The organism is Dorea sp. AF36-15AT (assembly GCF_003477705.1).
GTDB lineage: Bacteria > Bacillota > Clostridia > Lachnospirales > Lachnospiraceae > Claveliimonas > Claveliimonas ammoniilytica.
The window spans coordinates 52,699-77,512 of the sequence record NZ_QUDV01000010.1 but is presented as its reverse complement, the minus strand read 5'-3'; the positions used below and the strand labels follow the sequence as shown (position 1 = coordinate 77,512).

Below are 24,814 nucleotides of genomic sequence, written 5' to 3'. Positions count from 1 at the left end.
TATTAACATTATTAGTTATTATATTTAAATCAGTAATTATACTGAAGTAAATCAATGTGTTGAAAGTTCCTTACTGCATTGACTGCAGATTCCATTAAATAAGACTGAATGAGATCGGATGATTCCATTGTAACATTGCTGTGCCTGCTCATCTAATGTGTCAATTGGCTTCATATCCAGATCCTGGATACATCCGCACTTGCAACAAAGTACATGATAATGCGGGGTAGTGGTAGCGTCAAATCTTACGCCTCCGTCAGGTGTTGTAATCTTAAGTGCTTCACCTGTGTCAGCCAGGAGATTCAGATTGCGATAGACGGTTCCAAGACTGATCTTTGGAAATGTCTTACGTACATGCAGATATACCGTATCAGCAGTTGGATGCTCTTTGGTACTGGCCAGATATTCTTTTATAACTTCTCGCTGTCTGCTGTATTTTAATGTAGCCATCTCTTTTACTCCCTAAATCAATAACAGTAATAATTACTATGATTGAATTATAGGATGAAAAGTTCGATTTGTCAATAGATATTTTGAAAAATAATTAAAAACGACAAAATGTAACATTTACGTAATAAAATCAGAGAAGATGATGCGGAAATATAAGGAAATTGCAAGCAAAATGTAAGAGAATATAGCTGTAAATGCTGGGAGTAAGCCTTGACAGAGAATACAAGCATTGTTATAATGGCAAAGTATTAGTTGTAACAATTCTGTAACATTTGGCGACGATGTATTTCGGCCGGCCTGATTGCAGGCGTACAAAAGACAAGAAGACATAGACGAAAGAAGGAGGATGTTTATGAATTCGAGTCTTAGAAACGGACTGCTCTTAGTTACGGCAGTTGGAACAATGATGTTTCCCGGGGAGAGGGTACGAGCTGCGGATAATCAGGTGGCTGTGCCAGAAGTGGGAATCAGTAAGGTACAGAATGAAACATACTCGACTGGAATAGAGACAGCGGTATCGGATTATCTGGTACCTACGATAAAAGGTGAGTATTTTAAAATGGCATTTACAAATGTAGATGCGGATACATTTCTCTTTATAAGGAGCGAGCCTTCCAGAGAGAGTGAATGGGTTGGTAAGCTGTATCCGGGCTCGGCATCGGAGATTATCGGTCCTGTGGGTGAGTGGACCAGGGTGCAGTCCGGATCAGTAACCGGCTACGTATACACAAAGTATATTATTACGGGAGAAGAAGCCTGGCAACGGGCGGATGAGATTATGTCCGAATCGTCAGCTGAGCATATTACGGAAGCAGTACCGTGTGCTGAATCCAGAGAAGAGGAAGAAGCAAGGCTGGCAGAGGAGAGAAAAAAGGCTGAAGAAGAAGCGGCCCGGCAGGCAGCGGAGCAGGCTGCTAATGTATCGACACTTGGACAGCAGATTGTAGATTATGCCTGTCAGTTTATCGGGAATCCTTATGTGTGGGGTGGGACGAGCCTGACAAATGGAGCAGATTGTTCCGGATTTGTTCAGTCTGTGTACGAACATTTTGGAATTAATCTTCCAAGAACGACATGGGATCAGGAATATTCAGGAACTGGAATCAGTTATGAAGAAGCTATGCCGGGAGATCTTATATTATATGAGGGACATGTAGGCATATATATAGGAAATGATCAGATTGTGAATGCAATTAATCCATCCAAAGGTATCGGAATTATTCCGGCTACCTGTATGAGTATAAAAACGGTAAGAAGAGTGGTATAAAATGTGAAAAAAGTGTGCCTGTTTTGCACACTTTTTTTATGTAACAAGGGTATACTATTATGTAATGGTATCAGAAAAGCGGAAATGTACAAAATACACAAAAATGTACAAAAGTGGAAAAAGTTGTAAAAAATTGTCATCATTAGTTTGGAAAGTTATCAACATTAAAAAATAGAAAATCCGTGAAAAAACCGTACTTTATCATCACTTATCAACATTATCAACATTAAAATGTGCGATTTTGGTTGATTACTCGACGAAAACAAAAGAACGAGTGTTTTGTGGAGATATAATAAAATTTGAACAATGTCGAAAAAAAGAGAAATGTATCTTGACATTTGAATAGTCAAATTTTATAAAGAAACGGCTTTTAAATGTTTACACAATGGGAAAAAGCGGATATAATAAGGAATGCTTACAGAAATGATAAAGGAGGCGATAGCATGGCACAGGTTAATAAGGAGACTACAATTGGCGAATTATTAATGACCAGTGGAGATAAGATTGAAGATGTTGCAAGAGCTCTTATGGAGATTGGAATGCATTGTATCGGATGCCCATCTTCTCAGGGAGAGTCTATTGAGGAAGCAGCTATGGTGCATGGCATTGACGCAGATCTTCTGACAGAGAAACTAAATGCTATTCTGAATGCATAGTATATAAAAATATATATGTAGAAAAGCATAATTAAAACCGGAAGCCCATATGGACTTCCGGTTTTTTATAATTAGATTTGTGCAAGCTGTTGAACAGCGTCGGCTGCGAGAATAATATCGCAATGCTCTTCCAGATATGCAAGAGTTGCTCCGGAGGAATTCTCCTGAGAACCATATTCGGACAGCATATTGCAGATTCTGTTAAAATCTTTTGATGTATGATCAGACTGGGTCAATGCCAGAATGAACATATCTGCATCTGTGTCTTTATATAAAGTGTTCGAACCGTGGTACATCTTACTAAGGAGCTGAGACGCATAAATCGCACTGTCCATTGTACCAAATGAGAACAGTCGCAGATCGGAAGGCTTCTTATCTGCCTTATCCGGTGTGGCCTGCTCCTGTCCAGGTACAGCAGAGATGCTTTCTTTTACTTTTCCAAGAAGATTCAATAAATCCTCTGCGCCGTCAAGTTTCGGAGAAATGCCGTCTCGTTTGGAATCCCAATCGCCACCGGCTGGTGAAAATCTGGAAAATCTGGTATCCAGCTCTTCGGGATCTTCCACTTTAGTAATTATCAGCACAATCGAATCGGCGGAAGCTGGAATTGCTTCAATCATCAGCGGAATATCTTCTGCTTCAAAACCGCACTCGTGAGCTGCCTGCTGCATCATATCATGGAAAAGTGATTTTGCTTTTTCTGAACCGTATGCCAGTTCACTCAGCTTAAGCTGTCTGTCGGCCAGATCTGCTCTTGTTAAAGTACAGCGTATCTGGTTGTCGTTAATCTTTTCAATTTTCATATTATCACTTCCTTTTAGACAGTATAGCATAGGAAATTATAAATGTTCAATAAAATAAATCTAAAAATAGTCTTGCGTAGACATAAGAAATCATTTATAATAGCCGTACAGAAAATAGTATTCCCAGACAGGAGTACTTTCAACAAATCAGATTATAATCAGTATTCGAATTTTCAAAAACATCAGAGATTTTTCAACAACATATCCATGCCTAATAATATTATATGCAGTGTATCGTATTTTCTGTACCGGCAATATATCACAATGCACATCCGGTCATTTATTTATACGTAGTCCTGCGCTGGGAGTTGATGCATTGAGGGAGGAACCCATGACATCAGAAGAAAAAGAATATCAGAAGCTTTTCAATGAACTGTATCAATATGAGAAGCAGGGAGTCTATATGGAAATGGAAGGAAGCCCGGCAAGTCCGACACAGATCGTGCGCGCACATATGCTGCGGGAAAATACGGGATATATGCGGGATTATGTGCTTAATGAAAATGGTGACATTAAAGAGTTGTATTTTCATCAGATTACTAATAAGGAAACGTAAATACCCTCTAACTAATTCATAAAATGTCGAAATATATAATGACGCTCCGGTTTTTTGTTGGTATAATGAAAAAAGATAACAGGGAGGTAGATTATGGATCAGAGGAGAAGAAGACGACGACGGGGAAGGAGACAGACACGCCGTAGACGTAAGCGTAATCTGTTACTGAAGATGATTATTCTGATCATATTAATAGTAGGTACTATTGCAGCGCTTTTATTATGGAAGAAGTATGGACCATCGAAAGAGACTGCTGATTTGAATAAATATTATGGGGTTGAAAATGATAATCAGCTTGCTATTGTTGTGAATAATCAGATCATAGATCCGAAAGGGATGATTACGGACGGTAAGACGTATGTGGAATATTCCGTCGTACGGGATTATATCAATGAAAGATTCTACTGGGATCCGAATGAGAATACGTTGCTGTATACATTGCCGAATGGAGTAGTATCTGTTGGCGTGGGAAGCAAGGATTATTCTGTTGGAAAAGAGAAGAACAGCGAAGAGTATGTCATTGTAAAGACTGAAGGAAGTACAGCTTATATTGCACTTGATTTTGTTAAGCAGTATACGAATATGGATTTTGAAGTATACGATAAGCCGAGTCGTGTAATGGTGAATACCGAGACTGGAAGTGTTGATGTGGCTCAGGTAAAACGTGACACACAGGTACGGTATCAGGGTGGTGTGAAGAGCCCGATTCTTACAGAAGTAAAGAAGAACGACAAGGTACGCGTGATCGAGGACGAAGGTGACTGGAAGAAAGTTCGTACAGAAGATGGATTTATCGGCTATATTGCCAAGAGATCATTGAAGGATGTTACGAAAGAAAAGATTTCCAGAGACTTTAAAGAGCCGGAATATACGAATATTTCCAAAGATTATACGATTAATATGGCCTGGAGCAATGTGACGAATACCGATGCTAACAGCGGCATTCTGCAGTTGATCGCACAGACAAAAGGACTTACTACATTATCACCGACATGGTTCCATGTGGCAGATACAGATGGTGATCTGGAATCTATTGCCAGTACAGAAGTTGTGAACTATGCACATCAGGCTAATATTGAAGTATGGGCGGCAATCCGTGATTTTGACGGAGGCATTAATTCTTATGATGAATCCTATGAACTGCTCAGCCATACGTCAAGCAGAACGAATCTCATTAATCAGATTATCTCAACAGCGTTGTCGACGGGCATTGATGGTATTAATGTAGATTTTGAGAAGATTTCAGAGGAGTGCGGTGAACATTACATTCAGTTTATTCGCGAATTGTCTGTAAAGTGCCGTCAGAATGGACTGGTACTCTCTGTGGATAACTATGTACCACAGGCATATAATCAGCAGTATCACAGAAAAGAGCAGGGTGTATTTGCAGACTATGTAGTCATCATGGGATATGATGAGCATTATGGCGGCTCACCGGAAGCAGGATCTGTGGCATCTTATGATTATGTGAAAAATGGTGTAGAACAGACGGTCAAAGAAGTTCCGTCAGAGAAGGTGATCAGTGGTATCCCATTCTTTACGAGAGTGTGGAAAGAGACGCCGAAGACCGATGCGGAACTGGCAAAAGCAAAAGGGACGGATAATGAAGACTATACTATGAATGTAGAAAGTACAGCGTACGGTATGGCAGAAGCACAGACCGTAGTAGAGCAGGCTGGCGTCACTGTTGAATGGGATGATAAGACCAAACAGAATTATGCGACCTGGGAAGCCGACGGAAGTACCTATGAAGTATGGCTGGAAGATGCGGAATCGCTGGCACCTAAGCTGCAGCTTATCAAAGATTACAATCTGGCGGGTTCGGCCGCATGGCGTCTGGGACAGGAGACATCTGATATCTGGGATGTAATCCTTAAGTATGTGAACTGATATCAGAGCTAAGAAAGTAAGGTCTGATATTAACAGGTAAGTGGAAATGAATAGATATCCTCCGAGAGGCATATATTTAATTGATATAAGCCATCGGAGGATATTTTTTTGCGTCAGAAAATAGAATTGGTGATTACAGTGTTATTGTTAGCTGGGCTGATATTTGCCAGCAGAAAAGTAAGTAGATATGCGGCGAGTGACAACGTAAAAGATGTCGCTGGAAATAAAGTGGTTGTGGATGCCGGGCATGGGGGTTCTGATCCCGGAAAGATCGGAATTAATGGATTGGAAGAAAAGGAAGTGAACCTGGCAATCGCGCAATATGTGGAAGAGTTATTGAAAAAGGAAAAAATTGAAGTTGTAATGACCAGAGAAAAGGATGAGATGCTGTCAGAAGATAGTGGAGAAAAAACTAAAATCGGTGATATGAAAATGAGAGTAGAGCAGATTAACAAAGAGAAACCATTGCTGACGGTCAGCATTCATCAGAACAGCTATCCACAGGAAGAGATTAAAGGAGCACAGGTGTTTTATTATACGCATTCAGGGGAAGGAAAGAAGGCAGCAGAAATCATGCAGGAATCTTTGCTGGTATTGGATGATACGAATCATAGAAAGGCGAAAGCAAATGATACATATTATCTGCTGAAACGAACGGAAAGTCCTACAATTATTGTAGAGTGTGGATTCTTAACCAACACAGAAGAGGCTGGTTTATTAAAGCAGGAGGAGTATCAAAAAAAAGTCGCAGAAGCGATTGTGGCAGGAATAAAGGCTTATATGGAAAAATAAAAAAAAGCGTGTTATACTGAGGGTTAAGAAAGCGAGAGAAACGAATGAAGACAATAATTAAGAAAGTAAATAAAGAACATCCGGAAGCAGATATCATTTGCCAGGCCGGAGATATTTTGAAAAAAGGCGGACTTGTTGCATTTCCGACAGAGACAGTATATGGACTGGGCGCCAATGCGTTGGATGAAGAGGCTGCTATGAAGACTTATGCCGCAAAAGGAAGACCATCAGACAATCCGCTGATCGTGCATATTGCAGATATGAAGGATCTGCCGAAGATCGTGACAGAGATTCCGGAAGCAGCGAAAAAAGTAGCAGAGAAGTACTGGCCGGGACCGCTTACGATGATATTTCAGAAGAGTGACCTGGTGCCGCATGGAACAACCGGTGGACTGGATACCGTGGCGGTTCGTATGCCAGACCATCCGATAGCGAGAGATCTCATATTGGCTGGCGGTGGATACATTTCCGCACCAAGTGCTAATACTTCAGGAAGACCGAGCCCGACGACTGCACAGCATGTGGAAGAAGATCTGACTGGTAAGATTGATATGATCGTGGATGGTGGACCGGTGGATATCGGAGTGGAATCTTCGATTCTGGATGTGACGGTAGATCCACCGATGATTTTGAGACCGGGAGCAATTACCAAAGAAATGTTTGAGGGTGTAGTTGGAACGGTTGCAGTAGATCATACATTGATCAAGCCGGACAGTAAAGAAGTACCAAAAGCTCCGGGTATGAAGTATCGTCATTATGCACCAAAGGCACAGCTTACGGTTGTAGAGGGTGACACAGACGCAGTGGTAAACTATATTAATGAACGGACAGCAGAACATGTAGCAAATGGAATGCGGGCGGGGATTATCGCGACGGCTGAGACGATGGAACAATATCTGGCAGGCGATGTTAAGTGTATTGGAACGAGGGCGGATGAACGCACGATAGCGGCAGGTCTGTTCGGCGTTCTGCGTGAATTTGATTCAGACGGAGTCAATGTGATATATAGTGAAGCATTTCAGGAAGAAGGCATTGGAAGCGCGATCATGAACCGGCTGTTGAAGGCGGCAGGTCATCAGGTAATTCATGTATAGAGCCTGTATAGAGGAAATTATAGATAACATAGAGATAACGGAGGTGCGTAATGAGTACAAAAAGAGAAGACTATATCAGCTGGGATGAGTACTTTATGGGAGTTGCCAAGCTGTCGGCCAGTCGTTCGAAAGATCCGAATACACAGGTGGGATGCTGTATTGTCAGTCAGGATAATAAGATTTTATCTATGGGCTATAACGGATTCCCGATAGGTTGTTCTGATGACATGTTTCCATGGGTCAGGGAAGGGGAAGATGATCTAAAGACCAAGTATTTCTACACAGTGCACAGTGAATTGAATGCAATACTGAATTATCGTGGCGGAAGTCTGGAAGGCTCGAAATTATATGTATCTCTGTTCCCTTGCAATGAATGTGCCAAGGCAATTATTCAGAGCGGAATTAAAGAGGTCATTTATGACTGCAACAAATACGATGGCAGCAGCAGGGTGCAGGCGTCTATGATGATGTTTGATGCGGCGGGAGTGAAGTATCATCAGTATCAGCGGTCGGGAAGAAAGATTGAGATAGAATTATAAGTAAATAATGAACGTGATAGAAAGAATGTGTCTGCGGATGCATTCTTTTTTTTGTATGGGAAGCATATATCTGTAATAAAAACAGAAATGGAGAAGGATATATGTCTGAAAAACGTCCGGGATTTATCGTAAACTTTTTTGTGCGCGCATTTGTCGGTGTATGTATGATTTTCTTTGTAAATGAATTTCTTGCTTATCAGGGGATAAATGTTGCGGTTGGAATGAATCTATTTAGCTTTTTGACAAGCGGAACCCTTGGAATTCCTGGGGTTGCGTTGCTTTATGGTATTTCTGTATATCACATTTTGTGAAAAATATACAATGTTTACATATTCTTAAAAAAGTGGTGGACTTTTGCGAAAAGTAAGAATATAATACATCTTACAAGTTACATAAACTTGTATCTGAGTTGTTGAATCTAGTTGAAAAATCTGATTATGTTTCGTGATCTGATCAGGTCGATCAGAAATCAAAACAGAAGTAACTGAAAAATGGAAAAGTACAGAAGGAGGAAAAGACTAAGCAGAAATGTTTTATGTAAATTAATTTAAGGAGGGAGGATGATGGTGAGTGGAAAAAATTTAGTCATTTGCGATGCAGAAACGGAATATGCTGCTCGTCTTGCCGAGTACCTTGGCGGGAAAAGAGACCTGTCATTACAGGTAAAGATCTGTGAGAGCCCGGAGCAGGTACTGTCAATGAGGCGGGATACGAAGATTGATATTCTGCTGGCAGATGAAAATATGAAATTCACGGAAGGAGTATTGGATTCAATCCAGGAAGTGATGTATCTGTCGGTCTTTGAGACAAGTGCACCTCCGGATCATAAGCCCCGGATCTACCGTTATCAGTCAGCAGATGCCATCTATACCTGTCTGGTTGATGGATTGACTGCGAGTGGAATGGGAGATCTGTGGGCTGTGAGAAAAAAGAACAGAGGTCAGCTGATCGGATATTATAGTCCGATACGTAGACTGGGACAGACCTCACAGGCGATTAAGAATGGTATACAGCTTGCGAAGAAATCGAATGTTCTGTATCTGAATATGGAACCATATGCCGGAATAGGTGGTCATTTTGCAGACGAAAAGGAAAGGAATCTGTCGATGCTTTTGTATTATGCAAAACAGGAGACCGGTAATCCGGGACTCTTAATAACTACGTTGGTACAGCAGATGTCTGGGATGGATTATATTCCTCCGGTGACATACCCAGAGGATCTGAAAACAGTGACAACAGAGGAATGGCTATGGCTGCTTCGGGAAATATTGGAACGAAGTATTTACGATGTGTTGATTCTGGATATAGGTGACTGTATTCAGGGAATCTTTGACATTTTACAAAGTTGTGACCAGGTCTATATGATGACTTCCGGAGACAGGTTGGCTGTTTCCAAGCTCTGTCAGTACGAGGAAACACTTTGCCGACATGGGTACGGCAGTTTATGGGAAAGGATGATTCGCTGTGACGTCAGAAGAAGCATTAAAAACAAAAATACTGGGGCGGCTGGATCTGTCTCGTGAAGTAGAGGATGAAGAATTACAGGAACTGATATTTTGTGTGCTGGAAGAAGAAAGTGCGGTGGAATATATTCCGTTGGAAGAAAAGGCAAGACTTGGGAAGGAGCTTTTCAATGCGTTTCGCAAGTTGGATTTGCTGCAGGAGTTGATTGAGGATGATGAGATTACAGAGGTTATGATCAATGGAGTGCAGAATATATTTGTAGAAAAGCATGGACGGCTGTATTTGACGGACAGGCATTTTGTATCTCGGGACAAACTGGATGATGTGATTCAGCAGATTGTGGCTGGGACGAACCGTCTGGTAAATGAGGCATCGCCGATCGTAGATACCAGACTTGCTGACGGCTCGCGTGTTAATGTGGTGCTGTATCCGGTGGCGTTGAATGGACCGGTAGTTACGATCCGTAAGTTTCCGAAAGAACAGATTACGATGGACAGGCTGGTAGAATTGGAGGCTCTGAGCGAGGAAGTAGCAGGAGTGCTGAAAAAACTGGTTGTGTCCGGATATAACATATTTATCAGCGGAGGAACCGGCTCCGGTAAGACGACACTTTTGAATGCACTCTCTCAGTATATTCCAAAGGAAGAACGTCTCATTACGATCGAGGACAACGCAGAATTGCAGATACTGGATGTTCCGAATCTTGTGCGGCTCGAAGCCCGGAATGCCAATGTGGAAGGCATTGGCGAGATCACGATTCGTGAGCTGATACGCTCGGCACTTCGTATGCGTCCTAACCGCATCATTGTCGGAGAAGTCCGCGGACCTGAGACCATTGATATGCTGCAGGCGATGTCAACAGGACATAAAGGTAGTTTGAGTACCGGGCATTCGGATAGTCCAAAGGACATGCTCAGGCGATTGGAAACGATGGTGCTTATGGGGATGGACGTACCACTGGCAGCTATTCAGAGACAGATTGCATCGGCGATAGATATCATTATTCATATTGGAAGACTTTGGGATAAAAGCAGAAAGCTTCTGGAGATTGTAGAGGTGATGGATTATAACGGGGAAGAAATTGATACAAGGATTTTGTACCAGTTTGAAGAAACAGGCAGAGAACATGGAAGAATTGCCGGCAAGTGGAAGAAAGTTCAGGATCTTGCAAATACGGAAAAGTTATTTTCGGCAGGATATCAGACGCTCTGAATATGCATCAGCATTATTCAAAACTGTGTCACTTCAAATGCTTTTGGCGTATCTGTTCTATGAATCAAAAATCGCATTTATCATTTTAACACCTGTTGGTGTCTGGTATTTTTTGCACTGGGAAGTGGATAAGATTAATCAGAAACGAAGAGAATTTCAGGAGCAGTTTCGGGAGGCAATACAGTCACTTGCGGCATCACTTCAGGTAGGATATTCGATTGAAAATGCTATGAAAGAAACAAAAAAGGATCTAAGTATACTTTATAAGGAGGATACGGCCATACAAAGAGAATTTACGCATATGGTTCGCCAGATTTATCTGCAGATTCCGGCAGAACGGATTTTGGAAGAATGGGCAGAGCGTGTAGAGCAGGAGGACGTCAGGAACTTTGTAAATGTATTTGTTATGGCGAGAAGAAGCGGAGGTAATATGATTGGTATTATTCGCAATACAGCCGGGCAGATCCGGGACAAGCTGGAGGTAAGAGCTGAGATAGAGACGATGCTTGCGGCACGAAAATACGAATTTAAAGTCATGGCAGTAATTCCCTTTGTGATGATTGCTTATATGAAATTCAGTTTTCCGGAATTTATGAAGATACTATATGGGAATCCGACAGGAATAGGAGTGATGACAGCATGTCTGGCAATATATTTCGGCGCATATTTGCTTGGGGAAAAGATTGTAAATATCGAAGTCTGATGCTGGGAATCGTCATTGGAAGCTGCGTATTGGCAGTGATACTGCTTGTGACAGATCAGAGAGAGGCAACGAAATCGGTGACGAGTATCCCCAGAGAAAGCAGTGGACATGGAAGTATAACAATGGAACTTCAATTGATAGTAAACGGTATACGTCAGAAAGACAAAGTGAGGATTACGGTTCAGGAAAGGAATTATTCAGATGAAGAACTTCAGAAAGTCTTCGATCAGGAGACAGAAAACCTTGGTGATCGAATCCTTGGACAGAATAAAAATCTGGACAATGTGCGGTATGACCTGAATCTGATCAAGGAAATTCCAGACATTCCTGTTCGCGTAGAGTGGGAGATTGATCGCTATGATGTGATCAGTGTATATGGTGTTCTGAATGAAGAAAATCTGATGAAAGAACCGGAAGGAGTTCTGGTGAACCTGAAAGCCTGTCTGATATATAAGCAGGATGAGACGAAGCGTGCAATAACTGAAATGGCAGTAAAAATATATCCGCCACTAGATGATAATGATGAGAAAACAGTCTTGCTTGTGACAGAAGAACTGAGAAAACAGGAGGAGTCTTCCAGGCAGAAGTCAGAATTCAAGATTCCGACACAGATAGATGGTAATACGATAGTGCTTCGTAATCCTCAGAATCTCCGGGGATGGTATGTGTTAGCGTTAGGACCGATGATATGTATACTGTTGCTGGCATTAGACCGGCAGAATCGTCAAAAAGAAGATCAGGAGACAAAGCAGCAGATGATGTTAGATTATCCGGAGATAACGGATAAACTTACGCTACTTTTGGGAGCAGGAATCACAGTAAAAAGTGCCTGGCAGAAGATTGTAACCGATTATGAGAAGCAGAAAAATTATCGGGGAATCCGTTTTGCTTATGAAGAAATGGCGAAGACATGCAACGAGATGCAGAGTGGAGTAACAGAGTTGGAGTCGTACGAACAGTTTGGGAAAAGATGTGGGTTAAAAGCATATCGGAAGTTGGCTGCGTTGCTTACACAGAATCTGCGAAAAGGAAGCAAAGGTTTATCAGAACTGCTTCGGACAGAAGCCGATCAGGCATTTGAAGAACGTAAAGCTGCTGCGAAGAAAAGGGGCGAAGAGGCAGGAACTAAGCTTTTGCTACCAATGTTTATGATGCTTGCGATGGTACTTCTTATTGTTATAGTTCCGGCATTTTTATCTATTCAAATGTAAGGACACCCAGATGTAAAGACGATTAGAGGCAAGGAAGCTTGGATGTGAAGAAAGGAGAATACGTATGATAAAGAAACAGTTGTACCGAATGAGATGGAAGGGGTTTCAATTAAAAAAGAGGATCACGGACATCCTGTGCGATGAGAAGGGGATCGGTGTGGTGGAAGTTATTCTGATCCTTGTTGTGCTGATTGGTCTGGTAATCATTTTTAAGTCGCAGCTTACCAGTCTTGTAAATACGATATTTGAGAAAATTACCAGTGAAAGTTCCGGCATATAAATCAGAAAAGAAACGTGGTGAGGTAACAGCATTTCTGGCATTAATCTTTGTGCTACTGGTTGGATTTACCGGAAGCATGATGGAAAGTGCGTCCCTGCAATCTGCCAAAAGTTATCGGAGAGCAGATATGAACTGTGCCATGGAATCAGTATTTGCGGAATATCAGCGGGATATGCTGGAAGAGTTTGATCTGTTTGTGCTGGATGCTTCTTATGAGAGCAGTGATTATAGTGAGGAAAGAATTTTTGACCGGTTGTCTTATTATGGAGCATCCGGCATGGAACAGACAATGAAACGGGTGCAATTGTTGACGGATTATAATGGCGCAGCATTAGAGGATCAGATAGCGAAATATATGAAAAGTAAGTATGGTCTTAGTTCATTGAATCCTTTCGGTGAGGATGAGGATGTCTGGAAAGAGCGGGCAGATGAAGCGGAAGAGTCGGTTAAGATAGAGGATCGTGTAAATGAAGAATTGGCGGGGATTCTGTCGGAGAATGAACAGGAGCTTCCGACAGAGAATAATCCGCTTTCCAATATGCAGAGAGTTGCATCTACTCCGTTGACTGAACTTGTAATGCCAGAGGGGAAAGAAGTATCTGATGCCAGTGTGACGTCCGATACTTTGGTATCAGGAAGGACCCTTCAGCGTGGATATGGAGATTTCAGTGACAAGGCAAAACAGGAGTCTTTATCGAAGATGCTGTTGAATGAATATCTTTTAGGGCATTTTGATACAGCAGTGGAGGAAGATGGGGCAGATGGCACACTGAAGTATGAAATGGAGTATCTGCTTGCCGGGGAGAAGAGCGACCGGGAGAATCTGAATGCAGTATTAAAACGTTTATTGATGCTTCGGTTTGCGCCTAATTATGCGTTCCTTCAGCAGGATGCAGCAAAACAGGCGGAGGCGCAGAGTCTTGCTCTGACACTATGTAGTCTGATTGCACTTCCGGTGGCAAGTGAAGCGGTAGCACAGGCATTGCTGTTAGCGTGGGCACTGGGGGAAAGTGTTATGGATCTTCGAAGTCTTATGAAAGGTGGGAAAGTACCGTTAGTAAAAAGTACGGAGACATGGCAATTGTCGCTTGCCGGGCTTATGACACTTGGAACTGAGGATGACCATGGAGAAGGAGTAGATGCAGAAGAAGGTCTGGATTATAAGGGCTATCTACGAGGATTGCTTCTTCTGGAAAATAAAACAAACCTGATTCTTCGGACTGAAGATCTGATAGAACTATGCATGCGTAACGAAAAGGGACTTACGTGGTTTCGTGCAGATCATTGCGTTTACAGGATGGAAGTGGCCTCGACGGTGCGGCTTCGAAGAGGAATCACTTATACATTTAACACTTATTATACTTATCAATAGCTGAAAGGCAGAAGGATGTCCTTTGGGATATAGTAACAATCTTTTTTGCATATATAGAAAGGAGATGCTCTCTATGATGCCTCCCTCAAGGCATATGATGAATTACTCTGTGAATCCCTCGTATCACAATACAAAAACAAATGAACAAACTGAAAACCAGAGGACATCCTTCTGCCTTTTAGCAACAAAAGGATCTATTACAATAGAGGCGGCATTTGCAATTCCATTGTTTTTTCTGGCGGTTTTAGCTCTTTTTTACATGATGGAAGTAATGTCCATACGCACCAGTGTGCGTAATGGAATGCAATATGCGGCAAAACGCGCGGCAGAAGATTGCTATCTGACACAGATGGTCTCACCGTCCGCATTGGAGGCAGATATTGTCAGGGCAATTGGCAGTGAACGATTGGAACGAAGCATTGTCGTAAATGGAAGCAGTGGAATCAGCTGTCAGAATTCACGTATGTCGATGTTGACAGGCATTCTGGAAATGGAAGTGACTTATCAGGTGAAGCTTCCGATACCTGTATTTGCAGCAAAGTCGGTTCATATGAAAGAAACTATGCGGATGAAAGGATGGAATGGTTATCAGTCGGCATTCTGGGATAAAGAGGATAATGAGACCGTGTACATTACGGAGACAGGCATGGTATACCATCGGGATTATCATTGCAATTATCTGGAACTATCTATTCGAACAGTCAATGCAGGAACGGTGGATGACCTGCGTAACAATGATCAGGAAAAATATCATCCCTGCGATAGATGTGTGCATGGAAGTGCGGCTTCGCAGGTATATCTGACAGACTATGGCAATCGTTATCATAATTCATTAAGTTGTAGTGGACTTAAACGAACGGTATATGCGATTCCTGTATCAGAGGCAGTAGGGAAAGGAGCATGTACAAAATGCAGCAAATAAATATATATCTGATGGAATACGGTTGGTTCCAGGTTATTGGCAGAATGATGGTATGTCTGGCATTAGTATTCATGGCTTATAAAGATGTACAGGAGCATAAAGTATCTGTGATTGCACTTATAGGCTGTGCTTTAATAACCGGAATTGAGAGTGGTATAGCTGTGGTTACCGTGGGCTCCGGAGCATGGAAATCATATCTGGCAGGTCTGGTGATCGGATCGCTTTTTATCGTAATCAGTAAAGCAACACGAGAGGGTCTGGGATATGGAGACAGCTGGTTGATGTGTATTCTGGGAGGGTATCTGGGAATCTGGAATATGCTTGAACTGTTAGTGATGACCTGGATGTTAACAGCAGTGGTAGCAGGGATTATACTGGCGCGAAGTCGATTCAAAAAGCGAACGTCAATACCTCTGGTTCCGCTTATTACAGTTGGATATATAGCCGTATGGCTGACGGAGATAATGATGGCTGCAAATGCATAAGAAAACGAGGTATGGATGAAAAGAAATTATAAAATATACAAAAATGAAGGAAAACTTGCAAAAATTAGAACAATGGAATTGAATGGAATGTTTACAGTAGAAATGGCATATATTGTGCCTTTTATATTAATGATATTTTTTCTGAGCATTATGGGAATATTTTATTATCATGATAAGGCACTTACAGCGGCTGCCGCACACGAAACGGCAGCAATTGCCGGAACAAAGGTCAGAGAAAAGGATGAAGTAACAGAAACCGTAGTGTCAACAATTTTTGAAGAACGGATCAGGGGAAAATGTATTGTATTTGGCAATCCAAGTGTAAATGCAAAAGTTAACAAAGACCAGATTACGATTACAGCAGATGCAACAAAAGGTCGTATGAAGCTTTCGGTCGCGGAGTCTTCAAGCATTACAAAACCAGAAGAAAAGATAAGAAGTTATCGAAAATTAGGATTGAAAAGATACTAGAAAGAAGGAACAAATGGAAATACATACAGAAGTAAAAAGCGAGTTGAATAAAACATTGTTGCGCATTTGTGTTCCGGGCATTACGGAAGCAGATTATCAGATACGGATGCTGCAGATGAATCAGATAAAAGGAGTGCTGCCTGTTGCTATACGCGGTGAGGGAGAAATGACCGTATACGAATATGAAATTACGGGGCTGGTATCAATGAAAAATAAATATCGGCAGGACAAGATTACTAAAGAAGAGATGAAAAAGTTTCTATCAAAAATGCAGGAAACAATTTGGGATGTGGAACGTTATTTACTGAACTCAAATAGAATCCTGCTGGAACCGGAAATGATTTTTGAAAAGAACGGTGAATTTCATTTTTGTTATATGCCACAGTATGATGGTACGATTCGGGAAAGCTTTCATAAGTTAATGGAATATTTTGTACAATGGACTGATTATCAGGATATAGCCAGTGTCCAGACTGCGTTTTTGCTTCATAAAGAAACAATGAGAGAAAATTACAGTCTTACAGGAATCATAGAAAGTCTAAGCGAATTAGAAGAAAAGAATAGAAATATAAAAGTTGACAAAGCAATTACTAAAGCACAAACGGAGATATGGGATACAAAAGAGGACGATGTGTATCAGGAAAGTACACACACATATGACACAGAGGAACATGACTGGATCACAAGGCAGGAGATGGGCAGTAAAATTATGAAAGAGACGGACAATCTCTGGAATCCTGTAAAGAAATTTTTAAATCGCCATAAGCGGCCGAGATGGGGGGACTGGGACGGAATCTATATTGATGAAGACGAATTATGATGTTATACTGATATCATAGAATTACAATATAGAGGAGACAGCGACGAATCGTAAATATAAGGAAAGAAGGTAATTGTTATGAAAGACTGTAATTGTATTTTTTGTAAGATTGCAAATGGAGAGATTCCATCTGCTACCTTGTATGAGGATGAAGAGTTCCGTGTAATTCTGGATCTTGGTCCGGCAACAAAGGGACATGCTTTGATCTTGCCGAAGGAGCATTATGCGAATTTGTATGAGATTCCGGAGGAGACGGCAGGAAAGTCTATCATTCTTGCGAAGAAGATGGTTACAAGAATGAAGAAAGCACTGAACTGTGATGGATTCAATGTACTTCAGAATAATGAGGAACCTGCGGGTCAGACAGTGTTCCATTACCATATGCATCTGATTCCAAGATACGAAGGCGATAATGCTTTTCCAATGTGGAATGCAGGTGAACTCACGGATGAAGTCAGAGATGAAGTCCTGAAGAAGGTAAAAGAGACAGAATAGCGGAATATAGGAATATATTCGTAGACAATGTTATGAAGCAATGAGAAATAAGGGAATTAATAGTGGGAATAGAGTCCGAAAAAAAGAATGGATTCGATGCTGTATATGAGGAATATCATAAAATGGTATTCCGTATAGCGTATCATTATACCTGCAATAGAGAAGAGGCAGAAGACATTTCACAGGTGGTCTTTGGCAGATATTACATTTTTTCAGAAACCGGTCGTGTGACAAACGTACGGAGCTGGCTGGCGACGACAGCCAGGAACGTTGCGGTGAATCACGTAAAACATATAAGCTATGAAAGACTGCTATGGGCGAAAGAAACGATGGAAGACTATCTTGGGTACGAAGAAGATCCGGAAGAACAATTTTTTGGAACTTTACGTGAGAAAGATGAAATCGAATGTGCATGCAGGATATTGGCGGCACTAAAGACCAAAAAGCGGAAATGGTATAATCTGGCAGTATATGCATATTGTAATGAGATGCCTAGACAGGAGATAGCTGACCGTATGGGAATGTCTTTGAATGCAGTGATGAGTACGTTGACAAGAATCAAGGATTGGATCAGAAAAAAATATAAAGACGAGTTTGACCACATTAATACTTAACAGAAAAAGGTGTCAGACTGACACCTTTTTCTGTACTTATACAATAAAAATATCTTTACAGTTTAAAAAATTATGCACGTGCAACAGACTCGATCAGATCAATGATCATATCGATGGAATCCTGCTGGTTAGAGCTCTTCATAGCTGAGATATAGCGATCACGGTTTTGGAAAAGCTCATGAATTGTATCCAGAAGCTTCTCATTGGTGATCTCTTCCTCTTCCATTACGGCGCTGAATCCCTGACGTTCAAATGAACGTGCATTCAGGATCTGGTCTCCCCGGCTGGCATTGGCAGAAAGTGGAATCAGAAGATTCGGCTTACGCAGTGCAAGCAGTTCGCAGATTGCATTAGCTCCGGCACGTGAGATAACAATATCTGATAATGCAAAGAGATCCTTCAGTTCATCTTTGATGTATTCATACTGTACGTAACCATCCAATGCGTTCAGTGAAGGGTCGAGCTTACCTTTGCCACACAGATGAATAACCTGAAAATCTTTTAATAATACCGGAAGAATACGACGGACAGCTTCATTTACTGCTACAGCGCCGAGGCTTCCACCGATGATAAGAATTACAGGCTTACCGTCTGTCAGCCCTGTAAAGTCGAGTGCATGCTGGCGGTCTCCTGACAGCAATTCCTGTCGAATCGGAGAACCAGTCAGTACCGCTTTGCTTGCCGGAAGTAATTCTACTGTTTCCGGGAAGTTACAGCACACTTTTGTAGCTGACGGAATAGACAGCTTATTCGCAAGTCCCGGAGTCATATCAGACTCATGAATAATCGTTGGAACCTTGCATTTCTTTCCGGCGAATACGACCGGAACAGATACGAAGCCGCCTTTGGAAAAGATTACATCCGGTTTTAGTAATTTAATTAATCGATGTGCTTCACGGAAACCCTTGAGTACACGGAAAGGATCTGTGAAGTTACGAAGACTGAAATAACGTCTCAGCTTACCGGAAGAGATCCCGTGATATGGGATACCGAGCTGTTCGATCAGCTCCTTTTCAATTCCGTTATATGAACCGATATAGTGAATATCATAGTTCAGTTCTTTGAGACGCGGCAGCAGAGCAATGTTCGGCGTGACGTGCCCGGCAGTGCCGCCGCCGGTTAAGATAATACGTTTCATAGTGCGCCTCCAATCAATATCAATAAAGTAATTGTAAACGAGGGGAGTGCGATGGTCAAGTGAAAAGAGGAAGTTATGAAAGAGCATTTGAACGATTACGAAAAGAGAATATGGGAAGGAATCGACAAGGACGCAGAAGAAATTATAAAAATGGTGGAAGCGGATCCAGAGGCAATGTCTGCGGAGCCGAGTGAAGAAATGGAACGGAAAATCTACGCGATGATCCCAGGTCATGAAGATGCAGATTCGGAAGATTCGGCGATGGAGGGCTTGTCAGAAGAAGACCAGGAAGCACTACGTCTGGGCAGAGAGTTACAGAAGCGGAGAAAAGAGAAAGAGGAGGAAAAATCCAGAGCAAAAAGACGACATCACCGGAAGCGGATCACAGCTGCGGCAGCAGTATTGGTGCTTGTGATAGGAATAGGGACAACAGGAGTAGGTGGACCAAAGAGAATCGTGGAGATGGTGGAACAGGCTGTTGGAGACAGGCAGGTGTCCAAGGTAAATAATTCAAAGAAGAGAGCAAAAACGATAGATAATGAAGCGGAAGAACAAGCATATCAAGAGATAAGAGATCAGTTGGGATTTGATCCAGTGAGAGTTGTACGATTTGATGAGAATATGAAGTATTCATATTGTGAAATTGATGAAGATATGGAAATGGCGCAGTTGCTTTATAAAAATGGTAGTGCAAATGTGTCTTATGTAATGAGTTCATCTTATTACGAGGAATTAATTGGAGTTGATTTAGAAGATGCTATAACAGATAGTTATACTTTGGAAAAAGGAAAACTCAAGGCAAAAGTTATGGAATATGAATTACCTGAGAGTAAAAAAAAGAGATATTCGGCAACATTTGAGTATCAGGGAGTTTATTATCAGTTGATAGGAACTATAGAAAAAGCAGATTTTGAAGAAATTTTGAAAAAATTACATTTTCCTTCCTAAAAAACGACAGGTTTTGCAAGTTCGGTTGTCTATATATATGAGAAGAGTTGGTAGCTGCGGAGAATATTATGCAGAAACGAGCGATATCTACAATCTGTGCATTTTCAATGCTCATCTGTTTACTGCTGAGTACAAGTACCGGTATGTCAGCAGAAGCATCTGACAACAGGCCTATGTTGGATGGTTCCTATTTGACAAATGAAACTGAATCTACAGGCACAGATACTAAGATTACAAGAGGGGAAAACCTTCAGGTAGGTTATTCGAAGATACGTAAAGTCAAGGCGGGTGTGATTTATGCTGGTGGAACGACTATCGGTGAACATACCTGTAAGTCGATACAGATTACCGTTATCGTGGAACGCGCAAAGTGGGAAGACGAGGAATGGGAAGTTGTAGAGACCTGGCATAAGGAGAATACCGATGCAGATCTTGTAAGTACCAGTAAGAAACTGGAAGTAGAGGGCGATTGGTATTACCGAGTGAAATGTATTCATTCCGCGGATGGAGACATGAGTAGTTCATTTACGGATGGCCTATATGTGGAGGAGCCATAGTGACGTCACATTCCCCACAGGAACCGCAGGTTCCTGACGTTGATGCATAAGTTCTGGTAGGAAAGCTGTAACGGAAGTCTATGAGGATAGTAGAGAACAAACAGGAGACAGATTCTCTGGGTTCCACACAACATATCAGGTCGTAGGGATATATGCGGCCGCCCCGAATCATAGGTGGACAGAACAGCCGGAGAGCCTGGCAGCGTCATCTGTTCTTGTATTAATGAAAACTGAATATGGAAAAGTGCTGCTGTGGCTTTTGGAAGTGGAGAGACAAAAGTGAACAGTAAACAGCACGAAAAAGGAAAAGAGACCGAGGGAGACGGTCTCTTTTCCTTAAATCAGGTTACACGTATTTATGAATGCTTACTGTGCCAATGCCTGACGAAGTGCTTTTGCGAGCTGGTCCGGACAGGATGTTGGCTTGAATCCGCACTGGATTCCTTCCAGACGCTTGATGGCATCTTCGGCCTTCATGCCGGTTACCAGTTTTGAGATGCCCTGCAGATTGCCGTCACATCCACCGATGAATTCTACTGATTTTATTACATCACCGTCCAGCTCCAGATTGATCAGCTGTGAACAGGTGCCGCGTGTTTTATACTGCATATCTTAAATCCTCCTATCATAATTAATATTGAGTCTTGATTAAAGACTATCGGAATTATAACAGAAGCAGATAGAAAATACCAGAGTAAAAATGTGCACAGAATTATAGAGTCGTCATGAAAAACATGGTATACTAGCGGAGATAGAAAAGGAGGATGAGACATGATCGGTATTATCGGAGCTATGGATGAAGAAGTAGCAGCGTTAAAAGAGAAGATGGAAGTGGAGAAGGTAACAGACCGGGCTTCTATGCAATTTGTGACAGGTAAGCTGGAAGGTAAAGAGGTGACTGTGGTGCGCAGCGGTATTGGTAAGGTCAATGCAGCAGTGTGTGCACAGATTCTGGCATCGGAATTTCATGTAGATACATTGATTAATACAGGAATCGCGGGTTCGCTGGATGCAAAGATTGATATTGGAGATATGGTGATTTCTACCGATGCACTTCATCATGATATGGATGCAACTGCATTTGGTTATCCGTTGGGAGAAGTGCCGAGAATGGATATTCTGGCGTTTCCGGCAGATGAGAAGCTGATTCGCCTGGCAGTAGAGGCGAATGAGGAAGCGAATCCGGATATTCATACATTTACCGGAAGAGTGGTAAGCGGAGATCAGTTTGTTGCTTCTGATGAAGTGAAAGAGAAGATCCGCAGTAATTTTGGCGGACTGTGTACGGAGATGGAGGGAGCTGCAATTGCGCATACTGCATACCTCAATGACATTTCGTATGTCATTATTCGTGCTATTTCGGACAAGGCAGATGGCAGTGCATCTGAGGACTATCCGACTTTTGAGAAGAAAGCAATTGCCCACAGTGTACGACTTGTGGAGAAATTAATGACAAAGCTTGCGTAGCGTTATGGCTGAATGCGAGGTGACCAGATCTGACAGAGATGGACAAGCCTGACAGAATATGAGAAAACTCGCAGAACTCTATGCGAAATATGAAGAACGTTTTTTTCGCCCTCGTTCGGCGTTTCGAGTATAATCGAAACAAAGAAGGAGGGCATTTATTATGTTGGAAATGATAATGGACAGGCATTTGCAGTTTGTGTTGCTGGGGGCTGTGGCATCGATCGGGCTGATCAGTAAAATTATTACAGGGCTGACGCTTAAGAAACTGGTATGGGCGGCAGCAAATATGGGGAAAAGTACGCATCCGTTGATGCGCCTGATCCGGGCAAAATATGAGCATGCATGCATGGTAAGTGATCGCGTGCAGAATGTGGAAGTGTTTGTGGAGAAATACATATATGAATACCGGATTGCAGGATTATCACTTCACAGCTGGCGAAGATTAGAAAAGGGGACGGCGTGGATCTGTGCGGCAATCGGTGTATTGGCAGCATTTGGAGAATACATGCTTCATGGAATGAATGATCAGGTACTGCGTAATGGCGCATTTGGACTGGCCGCAGGTGTTATTTTATTTGCACTGCGGGTGTCAGTAGATGAGAATTATCGTCTGCAGGCAATACGCACATATATGGTAGATTATCTGGATAATTTCTGTGCGCGCAAATACGAAAAGAGCCGGGAAAAGAGTATGCCAAAATACGAAGAAGAATCAGTACCGGAGATTATGCCAGAGAAGAAGCAGGAAATGAAACAGGAGCCTATTCCGGAACTGATGTCTGAAAATATACCGGTAAAGGAACCGCCAAGAGACTCCATAAGGGAAACCATAAGAGAAGCGGAGAAAATCCCTGAAAGAGAAGCAGAGAAAGTCCCTAAAAGAGAAGCAGAGAAAGTTTCTGCAAGAGAGCCTGCAAGGGAGCCTGTGACAAAGCCGGCATCTGCAAGGCAGGATAAAAATGTATCTAAGGAAGTGTTGATTCGGGAAATTTTGGAAGAATATCTGGCATGATAATGAGAAGAAGATCTTCTTGAAAGTGGAGAGTCAAATGCGAGACAAATTAGACGGCATATCTTGATATAAGGTATGTAAACTGGTAAAATAGATAAAAAGTTCATCATAAGAATAAGGATGGTAATATGGAGAGATTATATGACAGATTGAGTGCTTACCAGGCATCGGATTATTATGGATTCCATATGCCGGGGCATAAGAGACAGGCATCCTGGGGCGACAATCTTCCATTTGGAATCGATATCACGGAGATTGAAGGGTTTGATGATCTTCATCACGCAAGTGGAATTCTGAAAGATGCGCAGGAGCTGACAGCCAGAGTGTACGGCGCGGAAGAAAGCCGTTTTCTGGTGAATGGAAGTACAGTAGGAATCCTGAGTGCGATACTTGGCTGCACGAAGAAGGGCGATAAGATATTATTTGCCAGACAATGCCACAAATCAGTCTATCACGCAGTCTATCTGAATGAATTAAATCCGGTCTATCTGTATCCGGAATTTGATGAGGATTTACATCTGAATACTTATATTTCTGTAAGCGCAGTGAAGACTGCGCTTATGGAGCATTCGGACATACGCGCTGTGGTAATCGTGTCTCCGACATATGATGGCGTGATTTCTGATGTGGAAGGAATTGCCGCAGTGGTGCATGCATATGGTATTCCACTGATCGTGGATGAGGCACATGGAGCACATCTGGGATTTCATCCGTATTTTGATAAAAATGCACTGGCAAAAGGAGCTGATGTGGTAATTCACAGCGTTCACAAGACACTGCCGTCGCTTACACAGACAGCTATTTTGCATGTACAGGGTGAACTTGCAGATCGCAGACGGATCTTCCGTTATCTGGATATGCTGCAGTCCAGCAGCCCTTCGTATGTGTTGATGGCGTCGATCGATAACTGCGTGCATCTGCTGGCAGAAAAACGAGACGAGATGTTTGTACCGTATGTGAAGAGATTGCAGGAAGCCCGGGCGCAGCTGAAGCAGATGAAGTACTTGAAGCTTTTGGAGACGGAGCATTATGATTGGTCTAAGATTGTCGTATCGGCGAAGGGAGTTGGCCTTAGTGGAAGGGAACTGTATCGCATTTTGCGTGTGAAATACCATTTGCAGATGGAGATGGCGGCAGGGACTTATGTGATTGCAATGACGTCGGTCAGTGATACGGATGAAGGTTTTCAGAGATTAGTAAAGGCATTTCTGGAGATAGACAGCGAGATTGGATTGAAAAATGAGCAGATGAACGTGGGCAAACAGATGGCGCTGAATGATGTGGTGGAAGCTATGGAGGATGCTATGGGAAGACTCCCTAAGAATCCGCAGGTCATGAACAGTGCCAGGGCTCTGGAAATTCCATTGGAAGAGACCGAGATGGTATTATGGGAAGAGAGTGTGGGCAGAATATCAGTGGAATATGCCTATCTTTATCCGCCGGGAAGTCCGTTGATCGTGCCGGGTGAACAGGTGACAGAAGAGGCGGTAAGCTTGCTGCAAGATTACCGAAAAGTAGGATTTTCCATAGAGGGATTAGAAAAAGACGATTATCTGCGAGTGCAAAAAAACTGGTAAAATGACTGTAGATATAGTA

Annotated in this window: 29 protein-coding genes; 25 read left to right on the top strand and 4 right to left on the bottom strand. The window is 42.2% G+C overall.

What is annotated here, in order from left to right; genetic code table 11:
- Nucleotides 1-51: 51 nt before the first annotated feature.
- Entirely contained in the window at nt 52-450 is a 399-nt protein-coding gene (locus DWZ93_RS13225; protein WP_118453212.1) for a Fur family transcriptional regulator, read from the bottom strand.
- A 352-nt stretch (nt 451-802) separates the two neighbouring features.
- On the opposite strand from DWZ93_RS13225, the gene DWZ93_RS13220 reads away from it, so the two are divergent.
- A complete protein-coding gene (locus DWZ93_RS13220) occupies nt 803-1,717 on the top strand; it encodes a C40 family peptidase (protein WP_118453211.1) in 915 nt (304 codons plus the stop codon).
- 443 nt (nt 1,718-2,160) lie between these two features.
- Nucleotides 2,161-2,373: a DUF1858 domain-containing protein gene (locus DWZ93_RS13215; protein ID WP_118384562.1), complete on the top strand. Its 213-nt coding sequence runs from the start codon at nt 2,161-2,163 to the stop codon at nt 2,371-2,373.
- Between the two features lie 71 nt (nt 2,374-2,444).
- Here the strand turns inward: DWZ93_RS13215 and DWZ93_RS13210 are convergent, their stop codons facing one another.
- A complete protein-coding gene (locus DWZ93_RS13210; RefSeq protein WP_118384561.1) occupies nt 2,445-3,176 on the bottom strand; it encodes an adaptor protein MecA in 732 nt (243 codons plus the stop codon).
- 331 nt (nt 3,177-3,507) lie between these two features.
- On the opposite strand from DWZ93_RS13210, the gene DWZ93_RS13205 reads away from it, so the two are divergent.
- The 18 genes from DWZ93_RS13205 (at nt 3,508) to DWZ93_RS13120 (ending at nt 18,096) form a co-directional block, all read left to right on the top strand.
- Complete coding sequence (locus DWZ93_RS13205; RefSeq protein WP_118384560.1) at nt 3,508-3,732, top strand: hypothetical protein; 225 nt, start codon at nt 3,508-3,510, stop codon at nt 3,730-3,732.
- 93 nt (nt 3,733-3,825) lie between these two features.
- On the top strand, nt 3,826-5,622 hold the full coding sequence (locus DWZ93_RS13200; RefSeq protein WP_118453210.1) for a glycosyl hydrolase family 18 protein: 1,797 nt from the start codon (nt 3,826-3,828) through the stop codon (nt 5,620-5,622).
- A 108-nt stretch (nt 5,623-5,730) separates the two neighbouring features.
- The gene (locus DWZ93_RS13195; RefSeq protein ID WP_118453209.1) at nt 5,731-6,414 is read left to right on the top strand and encodes an N-acetylmuramoyl-L-alanine amidase family protein; all 684 of its coding nucleotides are present in this window, start codon (nt 5,731-5,733) and stop codon (nt 6,412-6,414) included.
- A 44-nt stretch (nt 6,415-6,458) separates the two neighbouring features.
- Nucleotides 6,459-7,508 (top strand): L-threonylcarbamoyladenylate synthase, encoded by a 1,050-nt coding sequence (locus tag DWZ93_RS13190; protein ID WP_118453208.1) that lies wholly within the window; start codon nt 6,459-6,461, stop codon nt 7,506-7,508.
- Nucleotides 7,509-7,558: 50 nt separating this feature from the next.
- Nucleotides 7,559-8,047, top strand: coding sequence for a deoxycytidylate deaminase (locus tag DWZ93_RS13185; RefSeq protein WP_118383262.1), 489 nt, complete (start codon nt 7,559-7,561; stop codon nt 8,045-8,047).
- Between the two features lie 101 nt (nt 8,048-8,148).
- Nucleotides 8,149-8,358, top strand: a complete 210-nt coding sequence (locus tag DWZ93_RS13180) for a pro-sigmaK processing inhibitor BofA family protein (RefSeq protein WP_118453207.1) — start codon at nt 8,149-8,151, stop codon at nt 8,356-8,358.
- Nucleotides 8,359-8,613: 255 nt separating this feature from the next.
- Nucleotides 8,614-9,570, top strand: coding sequence for a hypothetical protein (locus tag DWZ93_RS13175; protein WP_147364677.1), 957 nt, complete (start codon nt 8,614-8,616; stop codon nt 9,568-9,570).
- Nucleotides 9,512-10,723 (top strand): CpaF family protein, encoded by a 1,212-nt coding sequence (locus tag DWZ93_RS13170; protein ID WP_118383259.1) that lies wholly within the window; start codon nt 9,512-9,514, stop codon nt 10,721-10,723. The genes DWZ93_RS13175 and DWZ93_RS13170 overlap by 59 nt, the downstream gene beginning before the upstream one ends.
- Nucleotides 10,617-11,426 (top strand): type II secretion system F family protein, encoded by an 810-nt coding sequence (locus tag DWZ93_RS13165; RefSeq protein ID WP_243061296.1) that lies wholly within the window; start codon nt 10,617-10,619, stop codon nt 11,424-11,426. Before DWZ93_RS13170 ends, DWZ93_RS13165 begins: the two co-directional genes overlap by 107 nt.
- Nucleotides 11,363-12,637 carry a type II secretion system F family protein gene (locus DWZ93_RS13160; protein WP_243061295.1) on the top strand — a complete coding sequence of 425 codons (1,275 nt, stop codon included), beginning with the start codon at nt 11,363-11,365 and terminating at the stop codon, nt 12,635-12,637. Before DWZ93_RS13165 ends, DWZ93_RS13160 begins: the two co-directional genes overlap by 64 nt.
- Before the next feature lie 88 nt (nt 12,638-12,725).
- Nucleotides 12,726-12,917: a Flp1 family type IVb pilin gene (locus tag DWZ93_RS13155; protein WP_118383273.1), complete on the top strand. Its 192-nt coding sequence runs from the start codon at nt 12,726-12,728 to the stop codon at nt 12,915-12,917.
- Nucleotides 12,898-14,289: a DUF5702 domain-containing protein gene (locus tag DWZ93_RS13150; RefSeq protein ID WP_118453204.1), complete on the top strand. Its 1,392-nt coding sequence runs from the start codon at nt 12,898-12,900 to the stop codon at nt 14,287-14,289. The genes DWZ93_RS13155 and DWZ93_RS13150 overlap by 20 nt, the downstream gene beginning before the upstream one ends.
- Nucleotides 14,290-14,548: 259 nt before the next feature.
- Nucleotides 14,549-15,211, top strand: coding sequence for a pilus assembly protein (locus tag DWZ93_RS13145; RefSeq protein ID WP_243061294.1), 663 nt, complete (start codon nt 14,549-14,551; stop codon nt 15,209-15,211).
- Nucleotides 15,199-15,696 carry a prepilin peptidase gene (locus tag DWZ93_RS13140; RefSeq protein ID WP_118453202.1) on the top strand — a complete coding sequence of 166 codons (498 nt, stop codon included), beginning with the start codon at nt 15,199-15,201 and terminating at the stop codon, nt 15,694-15,696. The genes DWZ93_RS13145 and DWZ93_RS13140 overlap by 13 nt, the downstream gene beginning before the upstream one ends.
- Before the next feature lie 15 nt (nt 15,697-15,711).
- Entirely contained in the window at nt 15,712-16,167 is a 456-nt protein-coding gene (locus tag DWZ93_RS13135; RefSeq protein ID WP_118453201.1) for a TadE/TadG family type IV pilus assembly protein, read from the top strand.
- Between the two features lie 13 nt (nt 16,168-16,180).
- On the top strand, nt 16,181-16,987 hold the full coding sequence (locus tag DWZ93_RS13130) for a DUF6382 domain-containing protein (RefSeq protein ID WP_243061293.1): 807 nt from the start codon (nt 16,181-16,183) through the stop codon (nt 16,985-16,987).
- A 78-nt stretch (nt 16,988-17,065) separates the two neighbouring features.
- Complete coding sequence (locus DWZ93_RS13125; protein WP_118383252.1) at nt 17,066-17,482, top strand: HIT family protein; 417 nt, start codon at nt 17,066-17,068, stop codon at nt 17,480-17,482.
- Between the two features lie 62 nt (nt 17,483-17,544).
- Nucleotides 17,545-18,096, top strand: a complete 552-nt coding sequence (locus DWZ93_RS13120; RefSeq protein WP_118453200.1) for an RNA polymerase sigma factor — start codon at nt 17,545-17,547, stop codon at nt 18,094-18,096.
- Nucleotides 18,097-18,166: 70 nt separating this feature from the next.
- On the opposite strand, the gene DWZ93_RS13115 is transcribed toward DWZ93_RS13120, so the two are convergent.
- Complete coding sequence (locus tag DWZ93_RS13115; RefSeq protein WP_118453199.1) at nt 18,167-19,234, bottom strand: undecaprenyldiphospho-muramoylpentapeptide beta-N-acetylglucosaminyltransferase; 1,068 nt, start codon at nt 19,232-19,234, stop codon at nt 18,167-18,169.
- Between the two features lie 75 nt (nt 19,235-19,309).
- On the opposite strand from DWZ93_RS13115, the gene DWZ93_RS13110 reads away from it, so the two are divergent.
- Nucleotides 19,310-20,182 carry a DUF4367 domain-containing protein gene (locus DWZ93_RS13110; protein WP_118453198.1) on the top strand — a complete coding sequence of 291 codons (873 nt, stop codon included), beginning with the start codon at nt 19,310-19,312 and terminating at the stop codon, nt 20,180-20,182.
- Nucleotides 20,183-20,250: 68 nt separating this feature from the next.
- Nucleotides 20,251-20,739, top strand: a complete 489-nt coding sequence (locus DWZ93_RS13105) for a DUF6147 family protein (protein ID WP_118453197.1) — start codon at nt 20,251-20,253, stop codon at nt 20,737-20,739.
- Nucleotides 20,740-21,105: 366 nt separating this feature from the next.
- Here the strand turns inward: DWZ93_RS13105 and DWZ93_RS13100 are convergent, their stop codons facing one another.
- On the bottom strand, nt 21,106-21,348 hold the full coding sequence (locus DWZ93_RS13100; protein WP_118383248.1) for a TIGR03905 family TSCPD domain-containing protein: 243 nt from the start codon (nt 21,346-21,348) through the stop codon (nt 21,106-21,108).
- Nucleotides 21,349-21,510: 162 nt separating this feature from the next.
- Here DWZ93_RS13100 and DWZ93_RS13095 point away from each other — a divergent pair, with 162 nt between their 5' ends.
- The 3 genes from DWZ93_RS13095 (at nt 21,511) to DWZ93_RS13085 (ending at nt 24,795) form a co-directional block, all read left to right on the top strand.
- Nucleotides 21,511-22,206, top strand: a complete 696-nt coding sequence (locus DWZ93_RS13095; RefSeq protein ID WP_118453196.1) for a 5'-methylthioadenosine/adenosylhomocysteine nucleosidase — start codon at nt 21,511-21,513, stop codon at nt 22,204-22,206.
- Nucleotides 22,207-22,366: 160 nt separating this feature from the next.
- Nucleotides 22,367-23,218: an MgtC/SapB family protein gene (locus DWZ93_RS13090; RefSeq protein WP_118453195.1), complete on the top strand. Its 852-nt coding sequence runs from the start codon at nt 22,367-22,369 to the stop codon at nt 23,216-23,218.
- 128 nt (nt 23,219-23,346) lie between these two features.
- Nucleotides 23,347-24,795, top strand: coding sequence for an aminotransferase class I/II-fold pyridoxal phosphate-dependent enzyme (locus tag DWZ93_RS13085; RefSeq protein WP_118453194.1), 1,449 nt, complete (start codon nt 23,347-23,349; stop codon nt 24,793-24,795).
- Nucleotides 24,796-24,814: the final 19 nt, after the last annotated feature.

Coding starts and splice junctions, on each gene's coding strand:
- DWZ93_RS13185 (WP_118383262.1), top strand. CDS start 7,559: ATGAGTACAAAAAGAGAAGACTATATCAGCTGGGATGAGTACTTTATG.
- DWZ93_RS13155 (WP_118383273.1), top strand. CDS start 12,726: ATGAGATGGAAGGGGTTTCAATTAAAAAAGAGGATCACGGACATCCTG.
- DWZ93_RS13140 (WP_118453202.1), top strand. CDS start 15,199: ATGCAGCAAATAAATATATATCTGATGGAATACGGTTGGTTCCAGGTT.
- DWZ93_RS13095 (WP_118453196.1), top strand. CDS start 21,511: ATGATCGGTATTATCGGAGCTATGGATGAAGAAGTAGCAGCGTTAAAA.
- DWZ93_RS13090 (WP_118453195.1), top strand. CDS start 22,367: ATGTTGGAAATGATAATGGACAGGCATTTGCAGTTTGTGTTGCTGGGG.
- DWZ93_RS13225 (WP_118453212.1), bottom strand. CDS start 450: ATGGCTACATTAAAATACAGCAGACAGCGAGAAGTTATAAAAGAATAT.
- DWZ93_RS13160 (WP_243061295.1), top strand. CDS start 11,363: ATGTCTGGCAATATATTTCGGCGCATATTTGCTTGGGGAAAAGATTGT.
- DWZ93_RS13110 (WP_118453198.1), top strand. CDS start 19,310: ATGAAAGAGCATTTGAACGATTACGAAAAGAGAATATGGGAAGGAATC.
- DWZ93_RS13180 (WP_118453207.1), top strand. CDS start 8,149: ATGTCTGAAAAACGTCCGGGATTTATCGTAAACTTTTTTGTGCGCGCA.
- DWZ93_RS13105 (WP_118453197.1), top strand. CDS start 20,251: ATGCAGAAACGAGCGATATCTACAATCTGTGCATTTTCAATGCTCATC.
- DWZ93_RS13130 (WP_243061293.1), top strand. CDS start 16,181: ATGGAAATACATACAGAAGTAAAAAGCGAGTTGAATAAAACATTGTTG.
- DWZ93_RS13125 (WP_118383252.1), top strand. CDS start 17,066: ATGAAAGACTGTAATTGTATTTTTTGTAAGATTGCAAATGGAGAGATT.
- DWZ93_RS13205 (WP_118384560.1), top strand. CDS start 3,508: ATGACATCAGAAGAAAAAGAATATCAGAAGCTTTTCAATGAACTGTAT.
- DWZ93_RS13085 (WP_118453194.1), top strand. CDS start 23,347: ATGGAGAGATTATATGACAGATTGAGTGCTTACCAGGCATCGGATTAT.
- DWZ93_RS13220 (WP_118453211.1), top strand. CDS start 803: ATGAATTCGAGTCTTAGAAACGGACTGCTCTTAGTTACGGCAGTTGGA.
- DWZ93_RS13115 (WP_118453199.1), bottom strand. CDS start 19,234: ATGAAACGTATTATCTTAACCGGCGGCGGCACTGCCGGGCACGTCACG.
- DWZ93_RS13200 (WP_118453210.1), top strand. CDS start 3,826: ATGGATCAGAGGAGAAGAAGACGACGACGGGGAAGGAGACAGACACGC.
- DWZ93_RS13215 (WP_118384562.1), top strand. CDS start 2,161: ATGGCACAGGTTAATAAGGAGACTACAATTGGCGAATTATTAATGACC.
- DWZ93_RS13145 (WP_243061294.1), top strand. CDS start 14,549: ATGATGGAAGTAATGTCCATACGCACCAGTGTGCGTAATGGAATGCAA.
- DWZ93_RS13190 (WP_118453208.1), top strand. CDS start 6,459: ATGAAGACAATAATTAAGAAAGTAAATAAAGAACATCCGGAAGCAGAT.
- DWZ93_RS13210 (WP_118384561.1), bottom strand. CDS start 3,176: ATGAAAATTGAAAAGATTAACGACAACCAGATACGCTGTACTTTAACA.
- DWZ93_RS13135 (WP_118453201.1), top strand. CDS start 15,712: ATGAAAAGAAATTATAAAATATACAAAAATGAAGGAAAACTTGCAAAA.
- DWZ93_RS13100 (WP_118383248.1), bottom strand. CDS start 21,348: ATGCAGTATAAAACACGCGGCACCTGTTCACAGCTGATCAATCTGGAG.